Source organism: Terracoccus luteus, from assembly GCF_003635045.1.
Classification (GTDB): domain Bacteria; phylum Actinomycetota; class Actinomycetes; order Actinomycetales; family Dermatophilaceae; genus Terracoccus; species Terracoccus luteus.
Map to the genome: position 1 here is coordinate 3,735,800 of NZ_RBXT01000001.1, position 14,913 is coordinate 3,750,712.

Here is a 14,913-nt window from a genome sequence, read left to right on the forward strand (position 1 = left end):
GCTTCTTTTCCTTTCGACCGCGGGGCGCGGACACCCCGCCGAGGAGTCCCCGTGACGCGCATCGCGCTGTTCTCGACGTCTGACACCGACCTGCTCTGTGCACGCGGCAGCGGCGCCGACTACCTGCTGGCCAACCCCTCGCGGCCCGGCCACACCTCGATGACCGACGCCGTCGACGCGGCCGACATCGTCGTCGCGCGCATCCTCGGCGGCCCGCAGGACCTCTGCGACGGCTTCCGTCGGCTCCGCTCGGTGGGCAAGCCGATGGTCGTCCTCGGCGGCGAGCAGGCCCCCAACGCCTCGCTCATGGACCTCTCGACCGTCGCCCCCGGCGTCGTCGCCGAGGCGCACCGCTACCTCTCCGAGGGCGGGGCCGCCAACCTCCGCGAGCTACACGCCTTTCTCGGCGACACGCTGCTCATGACCGGCGAGGGCTTCGAGCCGCCCGCGGTGCTGCCGACGTGGGGCGTTCTCGAGCGCCCGGTCGTCGAGCAGTCGGATGCCGGCCGGCCGCGCCCGCGCGTCGGGATCCTTTTCTACCGGGCACAGTTCGCAGCCGAGAACACCGCGTACGTGCACGCCCTCGCCGACGCGGTCGACGCGGCGGGCGGGGTCGGCGTGCCGGTGCACGCGGCCTCGCTCCGCGACGCGCCGGCCGACCTGCTCGAGCACCTCGGCGGCTACGACGTCCTCGTCACGACCGTGCTCGCGGCCGGTGGCACCCGCCCCGGCACCGCCGGCGCCGGTGAGGACGACGAGGCCTGGGACGTGCAGGCGCTGGCCGCCCTCGACGTCCCGATCATCCAGGGCCTGTGCCTGACGTGGAGCCGTGAGCAGTGGGCGGGCAGCGACGACGGCATGAGTCCGCTCGACGTCGCCACCCAGGTGGCCGTGCCCGAGTTCGACGGTCGCATCATCGGCAACGCGTTCTCGTTCAAGGAGACCGACGCGGACGGGCTGCCCCACTACGTGCCCGACACGGAGCGCTGCGACCGGCTGGCCCGGCTCGCGGTCGCCCACGGACGGCTGCGGCACGTGCCCCCGGCCGAGCGCCGCGTCGCCGTGGTGCTGTCGGCGTACCCGAGCAAGCACTCGCGTATCGGCAACGCCGTCGGCCTCGACACGCCGGTGTCGATCATCCGGCTGCTGCGGGCGATGCGTGACGCCGGCTACGACCTCGGCGAGCCGGGTGAGATCCCCGGCACCGGCCCGCTCGACCCGGTCGACGGCGAGAGCGCCGACACGACGGCCGGCAACGCCCTCATCCACGCGATCATCGCGGCCGGGGGCCAGGACGAGGACTGGCTGACGCAGGAGCAGCTGAGCGGACAGCCGGTGCGCATCCCGGCGGCCCGCTACCGCGAGCACTTCCGGGCGCTGCCCGACAAGCTGCGTGAGGCCGTGACTCAGCACTGGGGCGAGGCACCCGGTCAGGTCTTCGTCGACCACCACGGCGGCAGCGGCGACCCCGACGGCGAGCTCGTCGCGGCCAGCCTGCGGGCCGGCAACGTCGTCGTGCTCGTGCAGCCGCCGCGCGGCTTCGGCGAGAACCCGATCGCGATCTACCACGACCCCGACCTGCCGCCCACGCACCACTACCTCGCCGTGTACGACTGGCTCGCAACGGAGTTCGGTGCCCACGCCGTCGTGCACATGGGCAAGCACGGGAACCTCGAGTGGCTGCCCGGCAAGAACCTCGCACTCTCGGCGGCGTGCGGTCCGGACGCCACCATCGGCTCGATCCCGCTCGTGTACCCGTTCCTCGTCAACGACCCCGGCGAGGGCAGCCAGGCCAAGCGCCGCGCCCACGCCACGATCGTCGACCACCTCGTGCCGCCGATGGTGCGGGCCGAGTCGTACGGCGACATCGCCCGCCTCGAGCAGCTGCTCGACGAGTACGGCAACGTCTCCGTCATGGACCCGGCCAAGGCGCCGGCCCTGCGCGCCGAGATCTGGTCGCTCATCCAGGCGGCGCAGCTGCACCACGACCTGGGCCTCGACGAGCGGCCCGACGACGACGCCTTCGACGAGTTCGTCATGCACGTCGACGGCTGGCTCTGCGAGGTCAAGGACGTCCAGATCCGCGACGGCCTGCACACCCTCGGCGAGGCGCCGAGCGGTGAGGGGCTGCGCAACCTCGTGCTTGCGATCCTGCGGGCGAACCAGGTGTTCGCCGGCGCCGTGGGCGCCGTGCCGGGGCTGCGGTCGGCGCTCGGAGTGAGTGAGGGGCAGTCCGAGCGCACGACCGTCGACCGCGTCGAGGCGCAGGCGTCGGCTCTCGTCGCCGCCCTCGACGAGGCGGCCTGGCGTGAGGATGCCGTCGAGTCCGTCGTGCGTGACGCCGGCCTGACCGGCGCGACCGACCCCGCCGGCGCGACCGACCCCGCCGACGCGGCCGTCGACCTCGCCGGCGTGGTGGCGTCCCTGCGCTTCGCGTGCCGCGAGGTGGTCCCGCGCCTCGCCGCGACGACGGGCGAGATCGACGCCGTACTGCACGCGCTCGACGGCGGCTACGTCCCCGCCGGGCCCAGCGGGTCACCCCTGCGCGGCCTCGTCAACGTGCTGCCGACGGGCCGCAACTTCTACTCCGTCGACCCCAAGGCGATCCCGTCGCGCCTCGCGTGGGACACCGGCGTGCGCCTCGCCGACGACCTCCTCGCCCGCCACCGCGCCGACACCGGCGAGTGGCCGCGCTCGGTGGGCCTCTCGGCGTGGGGCACCTCGGCCATGCGCACCTCCGGCGACGACATCGCCGAGGTGCTCGCCCTGATCGGCGTCCGCCCCCGGTGGGACGAGATGTCGCGCCGGGTCGTCGGCCTCGACCCCGTCCCCCTCGCCGAGCTGGGCCGGCCCCGCATCGACGTGACGGTGCGCATCTCGGGCTTCTTCCGCGACGCCTTCCCGCACGTCATCACCCTCATCGACGACGCGGTGAGACTCGTCGCCGGCCTCGACGAGTCGCCGGAGGACAACTACCTCAAGGCGCACGTGGCGGGCGACCTCGCCGACCACGGTGACGAGCGGAGGGCCACGACCCGAATCTTCGGCAGCAAGCCGGGCTCGTACGGCGCGGGCATCCTGCCCCTCATCGAGGCGGGCAACTGGCGCACGGACGCCGACCTCGCGGAGGTGTACGCCACGTGGGGTGGCTTCGCCTACGGGCGCGACCTCGACGGCATCCCGGCCCGGGGTGACATGGAGCGCACCTACGCGCGCATGGACGTCGCGGCCAAGAACATCGACACCCGCGAGCACGACATCGCCGACAGCGACGACTACTTCCAGTACCACGGGGGGATGATCGCGACGGTCCGCGCGCTCACGGGCCGCGAGCCGCGCGCGTACGTCGGCGACAGCACGACGCCGGATTCCGTGCGCACCCGCACGCTCGCCGAGGAGACGTCCCGCGTCTTCCGTGCTCGCGTCGTCAACCCGCGCTGGATCGCGGCCATGCGACGCCACGGCTACAAGGGGGCGTTCGAGCTGGCGGCGACCGTCGACTACCTCTACGGGTTCGACGTCACCGCAGGGGTGGTCGGCGACTGGATGTACGAGCAGCTCGCGCAGACGTACGTGCTCGACAAGGAGAACCGCGACTTCCTGCAGCACGCGAACCCGTGGGCGCTGCAGGGGATGATCGAGCGGCTGCACGAGGCGGTCGACCGCGGCCTGTGGGAGCAGCCCGACCCCGACCTGCTCGCCGAGCTGCAGCAGGTCTACCTCGACGTCGAGGGCGAGCTCGAGGCCTGAGCGGTTGGGCCGCGCGCCGCGCGGGCATGATGTGCCCGTGGTGCGAGCGACGCGGGAGGGGGAGGCCTCCGCCCTGCCCGCCGCCAGGTCGGCCGAGCTGTGGGGGGCGGACCTGACGTACGGCGAGGTCGGCGCGACCGCGGGTGACCTCCCCGACGGCTACCACGGCATCCGGCGCAGTGCTGTCGTCGGGGCCGGCGCGAGCCAGTTCCGCTCTGCCTCAGTCGCGTTGATGGGCTGGCAGGTGCAGCTGCGCGCCGGAGTCCGCGTGTCCGCGTCGCACCAGACCGTCGAGCGGGATGCCGTGGCCGACCTCGGTCTCGGCGTCGGGCCCCTCCGCGTGACGGCACCGGTGCGGGTGGTGTCGGTGGTCGACGAGCCGACGCGGCGCGGGTTCGCCTACGGCACCCTGCCCGGCCACCCGGAACGGGGGGAGGAGCGCTTCGTCGTCAGCCTCGAGCCCACGGGCCTCGTGCTGCTCACGATCACCGCGTTCTCGCGGCCGGCCTGGCGCCTGGCGCGGCTGTCCGGGCCGGGCGACGACATCGTGCAGGCACTCGTCACGCTGCGGTACCTCGCGGCACTGCGACCACGCGGCTGACCGGCGCCCCGCGCGGCGCGGAGTGGCTCCGGGTTCAGCAGCGGGGTCAGCCGAGGCCGACGGTCTGGTGCTCGGGCTCGACGAGGAACGCCACCCGCTCCGGGTCGCGAGGGTAGTCGGCGCCGGTGTACTTGCGGGCGATCTCGTCGACGAGGGCCCAGCCGGCCTCCCCGTCACGCACCTCGACGACGCGCCCCCGCACGAGCAGCGGCGTGTAGGGGTCGTCGGGCGGCGTCGTCGAGATGGCCACGCGCGGGTCGCGCTCGATGTTGCGCGCCTTGCGGGCACCCGGGCCGGTGAAGAAGACGACGTGGTCGCCGTGGGTGCCGATCCACAGCGGCACCACGTGGGGTGAGCCGTCGGGCAGCACGGTGGCCAGGTGGGCGGTGGGGGTGCCGTCGAGCACCTCGCGCACCTTCGGGTCGAGCATGGCGTCCTCCTGGGTCGGGGGGGGTGGGGTCGCCCTCCCAGAGTCGCACCGGGCCGCGGCCATGACCACCGGCCTTGACCACTCGACGGGGTCCACGCGCCCTCTCGACGGGTGGGGTGGGGTCAGCCGGCGAACGTGAGTGGGGGCAGGCCGGGGTCCACCCCGGTGACGTGGAAGAGCGAGCCGGCGAGCGGGTCGTCGCCGTCGTCGAGGCCCTCGCGCGACGTCGTGACGAAGAGCTCGGCGAGGCCGGCGCCGCCGATGGTGCACGCGGTCACCTGCCGCGCCGCGACCTCCACGCGTTCGTCGAGGATGCCGGTGGCGTCGTAGTGCCGGACGTGGCCGCCGCCGTTCGCAGCCACCCAGACGCCGCCGGCCGCGTCGACGGTCAGACCGTCGGGCGAGCCGGCGCCGTCCTCGAAGGTGACGAAGGGACGACGGTCGTGCAGGCCGCGGGAGGTGTCGTAGTCGAGGACGTCGACCCGACCGGTCGGCGTGTCGACGTAGTAGGCCCGCGAGCCGTCGGGCGACCAGGCGAGGCCGTTCGAGATGCTGACGTCGCGCCAGGCGACGTGCACCGAGCCGTCGGGGTCGAGGCGGTACATCGACGCCGCGCCCTCGCTTTTGTCGTAGGCCATGGAGCCGCACCAGAACCGGCCGTCGGGGTCGCAGCCGCCCTCGTTCATGCGGACCGGCCCGTCCCACAGGGGCTCCAGCGTGACGAGACCTCCGTCGGCATCCTGCAGCGCGAAGCCCTTCTCGACGGCGAGCACGGCCCCGCCGGAGCGTCTCGGCCGCAGGGCGGCCACGACGGCACCGACCGAGCGACGGCCGACGGACCCGTCGGCCGTGAGCGACAGCACGTCGCCGGCGAGCATGTCGACCCAGCGCAGCCCGCCCCACGAGGCGCTCCACACGGGCCCCTCACCGTGGTAGGCGACGGGACCGGTCAGCTGTTCGGCTCTCACCCGGCGAGCGTAGGCTGGAGTGCCCTGCTGGGCGCGGTCGGGGCGCGGTGGGGGCGCTCAGGACGCAGGCGGACGCAGCAGGTAGGTGTCCATCACCCAGCCGTGGCGCTCCCGGGCGGCCGCCCGCACCGTCGACACCTCGTCGACGACGTCGGCCAGCCGACCTCGCAGGAGCAGCTCGTCGGGGGTGCCGAGGTAGGCGCCCCAGAGCAGCTCGAGGTCAGGATGCCGGTCGACGAGCCCGCGGCACGCGAGGTGGCCGTCGAGCATGACGACGACGTCGCCGAGCCCCGGGTGGTACTCGTCGACGAGCCGCCGGCCCGTCGTGACGTGCACCGGCGCGCCGATGCGGTTGAGGGGGACGCGGTGCCGCGCCGCGAGCAGCTGCGGCGCGCTGATCCCGGGGATCACGTCGTGCGAGAACGGGATCCGCTCGGCGAGGGCGTCGACGACGCGCAGCGTGGAGTCGTAGAAGGCCGGGTCGCCCCAGACGAGGAAGCCGGCGGTCGTCTCATCGGGGCCGAGGCCCACGAGCACCTCGGCGTAGGCGTCGACCCGGGCGGCATGCCAGTCGCGCACGCCGGACCCGTAGGCCGTGGCGTCGCGCTCGGCGTCCGGTCCGCGCCGGGGGTCGGCCACCTCGAGGAGGCGGTACCGGCGCCCGGCCGGGATGGCGAAGTCGCACACCGCCTGCCGCGCGCGCACGAGGTCGGCGGCGCGCTCGCCCTTGTCGGCGACGAGGAAGACGTCGACGCTGCGCAGCGCCTCGACGGCCTGGCCGGTGAGCAGCTGCGGGTCACCCATCCCGATGCCGATGACACGGATGCGGTCGATCACGGCACGACCGTCCGGCCCACCCGCGTCAGGGCGAGCAGCGCGTCGAGGTCGACGTGGCGTTCGAGGGCATCGGCCAGGGTGTCGAGCATGCGGTCACGGCGGGCGGCGAAGCCCTCGGCCCCGGCCTGCGGTCGCCACGTCGACCCCGCCGCCATGGCCACCTCTTCGAGCCAGGCGCGCCGGAAGCCGTCGTTCTCGAACGCGCCGTGCCACATGGTCCCCCACACGGCGCCGACGGCCCACCCGTCGAGGAACCGTTGTGCGACAGGCTGGTCGGGCTCGTTCGTGTCGACGTGCGAGGCGATGCCGTGGTGGATCTCGTAGGCCCGCACCGGATGCCCGCGCCACTCGCCGTCGGGGCGCCCCAGCGTCTTGTCGGCCGCGAAGTCGACGCGAGTGGGCAGCAGCCCCAGCCCGTCGACCGTCCCGTCGCCCGACTCGAAGTCGTCGGCGATGGTCGCGGCCAGCATCTGGTAGCCGCCGCAGATGCCGATCACGGGACGCCCGAGGGCGGCTCGCCGTAGCACGACGCCGGCGAGTCCGCTTTTGCGCAGCCACGCGAGATCACTTGTCGTCGAACGCGATCCGGGCAGCACGACGAGGTCGGCCGCCTCCACCGTCGCGGGGTCGACCGTGACGAGCACGTCGACGCCGGGCTCGGCGGCGAGGGCGTCGACGTCGGTCGCGTTCGAGATGCGGGGCAGCCGTACGACGGCGACGGTGAGCCGACGGCTGCCGGGGCCGGACCCGGCAGCGGCGGCCCGCCAGTGGCCCACCTCGAGGGTGTCCTCGCTGTCGAGCCAGACGTCGAGCAGCCACGGCAGCACCCCGAGGCAGGGGATGCCGGTGCGCCGGGTGATCTCGTCGAGGCCCGGCCGCAGCACGGCCTCGTCACCGCGGAACTTGTTGATGACGAAGGCCTTGAGCAGCGCGCGGTCGTCGTCGTCGAGCAGGGCCCAGGTGCCGTAGAGGGAGGCGAGCACCCCGCCGCGGTCGATGTCGCCGACGACGGCGACCGGCATCCGGAACTCGCGGGCGAGCCCGAGGTTGACGTAGTCACCCGCGCGCAGGTTGATCTCCGCGGGGGAGCCGGCGCCTTCGCACACGACGACGTCGTACTGCGACTCGAGCTCGCGGTAGGCGTCGAACGCGGCCGCGCGCAGGTGGGCGCGGCCGGTGGCGTACTCGCCCGCCTCCAGGGTGCCGGCGGCGCGACCGCGCACGACGACGAAGGAGCGACGGTCGGTGCCGGGCTTGAGCAGCACGGGGTTCATGGCCGTCGTCGCGTCGAGGCCGGCGGCCTGCGCCTGAAGGTACTGCGCCCGGCCCACCTCGCCCCCGTCGACGCAGACCATGGAGTTGTTCGACATGTTCTGCGCCTTGAAGGGCGCGACGCGCAGGCCCCGGCGGGCGAAGGCGCGACACAGCCCGGCCACGACAACCGACTTGCCGGCGTCGGACGACGTGCCGGCGACGAGGATCCCGGAGGCGCTCACCGCGTCATCGTGCCTGAGCGCGGCACGACGGCGCGCCCCGGGTCGCCGGTCGGGTGACCCGGGGCGCGCCATCCCGTCAGCCGGTCGTCGTGGACCGGACGGCTCAGCTCGGGTCGCCGTCGGCGAGCAGGCCGTAGAGGCGTCGACGCGTCTCGGTGAGGATCTCGGCGGCTTCGGCCCGCTGCTGCGCGGTGCCCGTCGTCGAGATCTGCCACATCGCGCTCAGCACCTGTCCGGTGATGGGCATGAGGCGGCTCGCGTCGTCCTGGCCCTGGTCGGCGCCGCCCGGCCCACTCTCGTCGGGCCGCTCGAAGGGCCGCCACGTGGCCGCCATCTCCTCGCCGTGCTCCTCGACGTAGTGCCGGCCCGCGTCGGTGAGCCGCAGCAGGCGTCGGCCGTCGACCTCGCGGCCCTGGACGAGGCCCTCGTCCTCGAGCTGCTGCACGGTCGGGTAGACCGAGCCGGGGCTCGGCTTCCACTGCCCGTCGGTGCGTTCGGCGATCTGCTGGATGAGCTGGTAGCCGTTCATCTCGTCGCCCGCGAGGACGTCGAGGATGGCGGCCCGAACGTCTCCGCGACGGGCGCGGGGTCCGCGACGGCCACGCTCGCCGCCCGGCCCGCCGAAGTGCTTGCCGAACTCGCGCTCGAAGGCGGGCCCGCCGAACTGCTGGCCGAGCTGGCGCATGAGGTGCATCCACGGCGGCATGCCGCCGTGCCGGCCGGGGTCGCCCGGGCCGCCGGGACCTCGGGGACCACCGGGCCCGAACCCGAGGCCCTGCAGGCCCGCGCCGAAGCCGGGCAGCGAGCTCGGGTCGAAGCCGCCCGGGCCGAAGCCTCCGGGCCCGAACCCGCCGGGTCCGAAGCCGCCGCGCGGTCCGCGGCCCCGTCCACCGCGCGGCCCGCGGCCGCCTCCGCCGCCGTCCGGGCGGTGACGCCCGCCCCACGCGCCCTCGTCGGCGGGCTCGTCGTGGTCGTGACGCCCGTGGTCGTGACGCTCGTGGTCGTGGTGCCCGTAGTCGTGGTGCCCGTGGTCGTGGTGCCCCTGGTCGGCGTCGGGGCGCCGGGCCTCGTCGTGCACGTGCCCGTCACCCTCCGCACCCGTCGGCCGCGGCGGCGTCACCGGCGCTTCCGGGGTCTCAGGGGCCGTTGCGGTCTCCGGGATGTGCGGCGCCTCCGGGGTCGCCGGGGCGGGCGGAGTCGGGGCGCCTGTCTCGAGGGGCTGCCCGAGCCGGCGCGCGACGCGCTCGGCGGTCTCGTGTTCGAAGTCGTCGGTCATGGTGCCGTCCTTCCGTTCGCGCGATCCACGAACGATCGCGATACATCGACGATATATCGCTAACTCGACACCGGCAAGGCCGCGGCGCCCTCTCGGACGCACCCGTACGCACCACACGCACCCGCACGGGCTCCCATCCGCGGTCCCCGTCACTCCGAACCACGACCACAGCACGCCATCTGACGGGCGTCGTGCCCCCGCCGCGAGTCGGCGGGCGGCGACATCAGGCGTCTCCATCGGGCGTTGTCCACAGCCCCGAGCGCCCACCCACCGCCGGCCGAGGTGCCCCGCCGAGACCGCCGTGACCGCCGTGACCACCCGTACCGCTTCCGCGCCGCCCGTGAGAGGGGCGTGACGAACGCCCGTCACCGGGTTACCGTGCAATCCGCACCGGGGGAGTGCATGCCTGAAGGAGGCATCAGCGTGAGCACCGACACCGACAGCAGGGCCACGAGGGCGGGGGCGCCCTCGGGGGAGAAGCGCACCGTCCGCATCCCGTGGGCGCCGTCCGCGGCCCCCCTCATCCGACGCGAGCTCGTCGACGACCTCGCCGCGCGGGGTGTCACCGAGGACGTCGTCGAGGAGGCGGAGATCGTCGTCAGCGAGCTCGTGGCCAACGCGGTGCGCCACGGTCGTGCCCTGGCCGACGGCAGCATCCGGGTGCACTGGAAGGTCAAGAACAACGTCGTCGAGGTCGAGGTGACCGACGGTGGCGGCCCGACCGTGCCGCGCCCGGCGCCGCAGACGACGTGGGCGCCCGGCGGTCGCGGCCTGCGCATCGTGCGTTCCCTCGCCCACGAGTGGGGCGTCGTCGACGAGACCAACGGTCGGACCGTGTGGGCCTCCCTCGGCGGGCCCTCGCGCCGCCGCTCGCACTGAGCCGACCCCCGACCCTGTCGGCAGCGCCCGGTCGACCCACCGGGTGGCGCGTCCGACGTCCCGAGCACAGGGGCGCCGAGGATGCCGTGACGGCGGGCCGGGCGACCCGGCATCCGCCCACTAGGGTTGCGGCCATGGGTAAGGCATCGAGGCGCTCACGCGACCGTTCTGCACGCACGACCGGCAGCGACAGGGCGGCGCCGGCCCCGTTCGTGGCGCGGCCCTTCGAGGGGCTGCCGGGCGAGACCGACTGGGTCGCGATGCGCGAGATCGTGCCGTCGGCCACCGCGCGGGTCCGCTTCGCGGACGGCCGGGCCCCCGAGGGTGCCCCCGACGAGGTCACCGTCGCCACCGTGCTGCCGCTCGCGTGGCCGGGGCTGCACCGCGACACCGGTGAGGTGCTCGTCGGCATCCAGTCGGGCAACGCGAGCGGTGACACGAGCCGCGACATCGCCGCGGCGCTGCTGCTGGCCGTCGAGGCGCAGCCCGGCTCGCCCGTCGAGTCGCTGCCGGTCTCGACGGCCGACACCCCGCGGCTGCAGGACCTGCTCGACCTCGACGCACCCCTCGAGATCGAGGTACACGAGGGCTTCGACTTCTGGGTCGCCGACTCCGAGCTCGACGCCGACGGCAAGGAGTCGCTCGAGCGGGCCAACGACTCGGCCATCCCGACCGTCAAGCTGACGTCGGCGCCGTCCGCCTACTGGTGCCGCATCGGCGACCGGGCCTACGTCCGCTGGGTGCTGCCCCACGCCGAGGACACCTCGACCAACGCCCTCGCCCGCCTCCACGCCGCCGGCGACAGCCGCCTCGGCGACGGCGGCCGCCTGCTCGGCTGTTTCCGCTCGAGCGGCCTGCTCATCCCCGTCTGGGAGGTCGACGTCGACGCCGAGCCCACGTCATTCGAGGACGCCGTCGGCGAGATGCGCACTCGCATCGAGGCCGCGGCCGCGTCGTCGGAGCCGCTCACGGCGGCCGAGCGCGGCGCCAAGGCCGGTCTCACCAACCGCCAGGTGACCCTGCGCTGAGGTCGCGATGACGGCGGCGACGGACGGTGAGCGGATGGATGCCGTCCGTCGCGCGCCCGTCGCGGTCGTCGTCCCCGCGAAGGACGAGGCGGCCCGCATCGGGGTCACCGTCCGTGCCCTCAGAGGGCTGCAGGGCGTCGCCGCCGTGGTCGTCGTCGACGACGGCTCGAGCGACCGCACGGCCTCGCTCGCGTCGTCGGCCGGCGCCGAGGTGGTGCGCCTCGAGCGCAGCTACGGCAAGGCCGACTCCCTCATGAGCGGTCTGGGTCGCGTGGCCGGGCTGCAGCGGGTCGGACGTCTCAGCCCGGATGCCGTCGTGCTCCTCGCCGACGCCGACCTCGAGACCTCGGCCGGTGACCTCGGCGTGCTCGTCGACCCGGTGGCCAGGGGCGAGGCGGACCTCACCATCGCGGCACCACCGAGCCGGGAGACCGAGGGCGGCGGTCTCGGACTCGTCATCGGCCTGGCCCGCCGCGGCGTCGAGGAGCTCACCGGCGTGGTCGTCGCGCACCCGCTCTCGGGCCTGCGGTGCCTGTCGCCGGCGGCCGTCACGGCCGCGACCCCGTTCGCCCGGGGCTGGGGCGTCGAGGTCGGGATGACGGTCGACGTGCTCGACGCCGGGCTCGTCGTGCGTGAGGTGCCGTGCGACCTGCGCCGCCGCGTCACCGGCGGCGACTGGCGCGCCCAGGTGCACCGGGCGGCCCAGTACCGCGACATCGCCCTCGCGCTCGGCGTGCGGCGGCTCCGTCGGCGCCTCGGCCCGACCTGACGCGCGACCACCGGGTGGTCGAGACCGAGACCGAGACCGAGACCCAGGCAGAGACCGTGACCGGATGCCGGGTGGCTCAGGCCCAGGCGCGCGCCGCGCGCCGCTGCCAGTAGCGCTCCGCCGGCTCGGCCCCGGCGAGCAGACCGTCCACCGCTCCCGCCGGCAGCACGAGCCCGGCGGCGCCGACGTTGCTGCGCAGCTGGTCGGGGGTCACCGCGCCCGAGAGCACCGTGCCGGCCCACGGTTGTGCCAGCACCGCCGCGAGCGCGAGCCGGTCGAGCGGCACCCCGAGGTCGTCGGCCACCCACTGCGCCGCCCGTGCGGGTTCGTCTGCAGTGTGGGCGGACTCGTCATCGACCTCGTCATCGGGTGCGGCGTCGGCGGGGGCGAGCCGCCCGTTGGCCACGCCCTCCTTGACGACGACCCGCACCCCGGCGTCGGCCGCCTCCTGCAGGGCGGGGCCGACCGACGGCTCCAGCAGGTTCCACGTCGACTGCACGACGTCGAAGAGACGCACGCCGTCGACCTCGATCGCCAGCGCCTCCCGCACGACGTCGGCCTGCCTCGGCCCGGACGTCGAGAAGCCGACCCGCACCTCGGCGTCACGCAACGCGCCCAGCCGGCGGTGCACCCCGGCATCCGTCAGCGCGGGGCTCTCGGGCGTCAGCGAGTGCACCTGGTAGACGGCGAGGCGGTCGCCCAGCTCGGCGCGGGTCTCGGCGAGCTGGGTGTCGAGCGCAGCGGCGGAGTGGTCCTTGACCTCGTGCACGTCGGCGTCGGCGCGCCACCCGCCGACGTAGCGGTAGCCCCACTTCGACGCGACCGTCACGTCGTCGACCTCGGGTCGGTCGCGCAGCCACGACGCGAGGAAGCGCTCCGACAGGCCGTACGAGCGCGCGCAGTCGACGTACCGGATGCCGGCGTCGTACGCCGCGTCGAGCACCTCGGCAGTGCGCGCGGCGAGGTCGTCGATGGAGCGGTGGCTGCCGAGGTCGGCGTCGCGCCCCGCGGTGATGTAGACGGGTCGGCCGAGGGCGGCGAGACCGAGGCCGAGCCGGTCGACACCCGGGGACGTGCCGGACGAGGCGGCCGTGACGGACACGGTGGTCGGCGCGGGCGGGGGCCGTCGGGTCACATGAGCATCCTACGAACCGGCCCGCCCGGCCCGTCCCGCTCGGGAGCACACGTGCGGCCCGACCGTCACCGACCGGGCGGCGAGCCCCAGCCAGAGGTAGACCGGCCACAGGGCCAGCCGCTCGAGCGCGCCGGACAGGGAGGTGCCGGGGTCCGGCGCACCACTCGCCGCGAGAAGGAAGGCCACGGCCGCGAGAGCCGTGACGACGGCCAGGACCATGCCGGCTCGGCCGACCCGGGGGTGGGTGGGGGCCAGCCGACGGGCGGTGAGCATCAAGGCCAGTGGCTGGAGCACGAAGACGGGGGTGGCCACGAGGACGTGCGCCGTCGGCATCCGGTCGACCGGCGCGAGACCGACCGCGGCGGCCGACAGCCCCGACAGCACCCAGGCCCACGTCGCGACGTCGCGCCACGACGGCCGCAGCGCCACGGCGCCGACGACGCGGACGAGGCTGAAGACGATGAAGACGACGTTCATCGCCGGGTGCCACGGGGAGCAGAGGGACGTCGTGCACGCCGATGCCCCGAGGTCGCTCACCGTGTCGCCCAGCAGGCTGTAGGCGGAGGCGCCGACGGCAGCGGCCGCCACCACCAGCTCGGCGACGACGTAGAGCGGCTGCACCGACCAGCACGCCCGGCCGATCCCCTCGCGCGTCGCCATGGGACGACCCTAGGCTCGCCCACCCGGGAGCGCACCGGCATCCCGGCTAGCCTTGCCCCGCCGCACCCGCGTCGACCCGCCCAAGGACCCCTCGTGACCCCACCCCGCTCGCCCGACGAGCTGCACCGCATCGGCTACCTCGGCCCGCGCGGCACCTTCACGCAGATGGCGCTCGAGGCCTGGGAGGGCGCCGCCGGCCGGGAGCACGTGCCCTATGGCAGCGTCGACGCCGCCCTGTCGGCCCTGCGGTCCGGTGACCTCGACGCGGCCATGGTGCCGATCGAGAACAGCGTCGAGGGCGGTGTGTCGGCGACCCTCGACGCACTCGCGACCGGCGACCCCCTCGTCGTCATCGGTGAGGTCCTCGTGCCCATCACCTTCGTGCTGTGCGCCCGAGAAGGGCTGTCGCTCAGCGAGATCCGCGCCGTCGGCACCCACTCGCACGCGTGGGCGCAGGTGCGCGGGTGGATGGGGGAGAACCTCCCGGATGCCGTCTACGTCCCAACGCTGTCGACGGCCGCGTCGGCCGTGGCGCTCGCCGCCGGGCCGGACACCCCCTTCGACGCCGGCGTGTGCGCACCGGTCGCCGCCGCCCAGGAGGGCCTCACGGTGCTCGCCGAGGACATCGGCGACAACCACGGCGCGGTGACACGCTTCGTGCTCGTGGCGCGACCCGGCATCCTGCCCACGCCGACGGGCGCCGACAAGACGACCGTCGTGCTCTTCCAGCGCACCGACCACTCCGGCGGACTGCTCGAGCTGCTCGAGCAGTTCGCCGTCCGCGGGGTCAACCTCACCCGCCTCGAGTCCCGCCCGACCGGCGCCGCGATGGGCAGCTACTGCTTCTCGATCGACGTCGAGGGCCACGTCGCCGACGCCCGGGTCGGCGAGTCGCTCATGGGTCTGCGCCGCGTGTGCGCCGACGTGCGCTTCCTCGGCTCGTACCCGCGCGCCGACGGCATCCGGGCGCAGCCCCACCAGGGCACCGGGGACGCCGACTTCGCCGCGGCCCGCGCGTGGCTCGACGGCCTCACCACCTGACCGACGCCCTCTCAGCGCTTAGGGGCCCATTAACTCGTGCACG

At 74.6% G+C, this 14,913-nt stretch carries 13 protein-coding genes; 6 read left to right on the plus strand and 7 right to left on the minus strand.

From position 1 onward, the window contains the following. Positions 1-51 precede the first annotated feature (51 nt). Together cobN and DFJ68_RS16805 are read left to right on the plus strand one after the other, a co-directional pair. Positions 52-3,750 carry a cobaltochelatase subunit CobN gene (gene cobN, locus DFJ68_RS16800; RefSeq protein WP_121034719.1) on the plus strand — a complete coding sequence of 1,233 codons (3,699 nt, stop codon included), beginning with the start codon at positions 52-54 and terminating at the stop codon, positions 3,748-3,750. Positions 3,751-3,787: 37 nt separating this feature from the next. Further along, positions 3,788-4,351, plus strand: a complete 564-nt coding sequence (locus DFJ68_RS16805; protein ID WP_245963714.1) for a DUF1990 family protein — start codon at positions 3,788-3,790, stop codon at positions 4,349-4,351. A 46-nt stretch (positions 4,352-4,397) separates the two neighbouring features. On the opposite strand, the gene DFJ68_RS16810 is transcribed toward DFJ68_RS16805, so the two are convergent. The 5 genes from DFJ68_RS16810 to DFJ68_RS19000 form a co-directional block, all read right to left on the minus strand. Then, a complete protein-coding gene (locus DFJ68_RS16810) occupies positions 4,398-4,781 on the minus strand; it encodes a pyridoxamine 5'-phosphate oxidase family protein (protein ID WP_121034720.1) in 384 nt (127 codons plus the stop codon). 122 nt (positions 4,782-4,903) lie between these two features. Continuing rightward, entirely contained in the window at positions 4,904-5,749 is an 846-nt protein-coding gene (locus DFJ68_RS16815) for an SMP-30/gluconolactonase/LRE family protein (protein WP_121034721.1), read from the minus strand. A 57-nt stretch (positions 5,750-5,806) separates the two neighbouring features. After that, complete coding sequence (cobF, locus tag DFJ68_RS16820; RefSeq protein ID WP_121034722.1) at positions 5,807-6,586, minus strand: precorrin-6A synthase (deacetylating); 780 nt, start codon at positions 6,584-6,586, stop codon at positions 5,807-5,809. Next, positions 6,583-8,082 (minus strand): cobyric acid synthase, encoded by a 1,500-nt coding sequence (locus DFJ68_RS16825; RefSeq protein WP_245963715.1) that lies wholly within the window; start codon positions 8,080-8,082, stop codon positions 6,583-6,585. Before DFJ68_RS16825 ends, cobF begins: the two co-directional genes overlap by 4 nt. Before the next feature lie 103 nt (positions 8,083-8,185). Further along, on the minus strand, positions 8,186-9,358 hold the full coding sequence (locus tag DFJ68_RS19000) for a PadR family transcriptional regulator (protein WP_211333409.1): 1,173 nt from the start codon (positions 9,356-9,358) through the stop codon (positions 8,186-8,188). Between the two features lie 423 nt (positions 9,359-9,781). Here DFJ68_RS19000 and DFJ68_RS16835 point away from each other — a divergent pair, with 423 nt between their 5' ends. From DFJ68_RS16835 to DFJ68_RS16845, 3 genes are all read left to right on the plus strand, one after another. Beyond that, on the plus strand, positions 9,782-10,237 hold the full coding sequence (locus DFJ68_RS16835) for an ATP-binding protein (protein WP_245963716.1): 456 nt from the start codon (positions 9,782-9,784) through the stop codon (positions 10,235-10,237). Positions 10,238-10,371: 134 nt separating this feature from the next. Beyond that, positions 10,372-11,265, plus strand: coding sequence for a DUF5926 family protein (locus tag DFJ68_RS16840; protein WP_121034725.1), 894 nt, complete (start codon positions 10,372-10,374; stop codon positions 11,263-11,265). A gap of 34 nt (positions 11,266-11,299) precedes the next feature. Beyond that, entirely contained in the window at positions 11,300-12,034 is a 735-nt protein-coding gene (locus DFJ68_RS16845; protein ID WP_121034726.1) for a glycosyltransferase, read from the plus strand. Between the two features lie 76 nt (positions 12,035-12,110). On the opposite strand, the gene DFJ68_RS16850 is transcribed toward DFJ68_RS16845, so the two are convergent. Together DFJ68_RS16850 and DFJ68_RS16855 are read right to left on the minus strand one after the other, a co-directional pair. Next, positions 12,111-13,169, minus strand: coding sequence for an aldo/keto reductase (locus DFJ68_RS16850; protein ID WP_211333410.1), 1,059 nt, complete (start codon positions 13,167-13,169; stop codon positions 12,111-12,113). Positions 13,170-13,178: 9 nt separating this feature from the next. Beyond that, positions 13,179-13,829, minus strand: a complete 651-nt coding sequence (locus DFJ68_RS16855; RefSeq protein ID WP_121034728.1) for a DUF998 domain-containing protein — start codon at positions 13,827-13,829, stop codon at positions 13,179-13,181. A gap of 93 nt (positions 13,830-13,922) precedes the next feature. Between DFJ68_RS16855 and pheA the strand changes: the two genes are divergently transcribed. Further along, positions 13,923-14,870, plus strand: a complete 948-nt coding sequence (gene pheA / locus DFJ68_RS16860; RefSeq protein ID WP_276330711.1) for a prephenate dehydratase — start codon at positions 13,923-13,925, stop codon at positions 14,868-14,870. Positions 14,871-14,913 lie beyond the last annotated feature (43 nt).

Excerpts from the sequence above, each read along its gene's own strand:
- DFJ68_RS16810 (WP_121034720.1), bottom strand. The coding sequence starts at position 4,781 with ATGCTCGACCCGAAGGTGCGCGAGGTGCTCGACGGCACCCCCACCGCC.
- DFJ68_RS19000 (WP_211333409.1), bottom strand. The coding sequence starts at position 9,358 with ATGACCGACGACTTCGAACACGAGACCGCCGAGCGCGTCGCGCGCCGG.
- DFJ68_RS16840 (WP_121034725.1), top strand. The coding sequence starts at position 10,372 with ATGGGTAAGGCATCGAGGCGCTCACGCGACCGTTCTGCACGCACGACC.
- DFJ68_RS16845 (WP_121034726.1), top strand. The coding sequence starts at position 11,300 with ATGGATGCCGTCCGTCGCGCGCCCGTCGCGGTCGTCGTCCCCGCGAAG.
- DFJ68_RS16855 (WP_121034728.1), bottom strand. The coding sequence starts at position 13,829 with ATGGCGACGCGCGAGGGGATCGGCCGGGCGTGCTGGTCGGTGCAGCCG.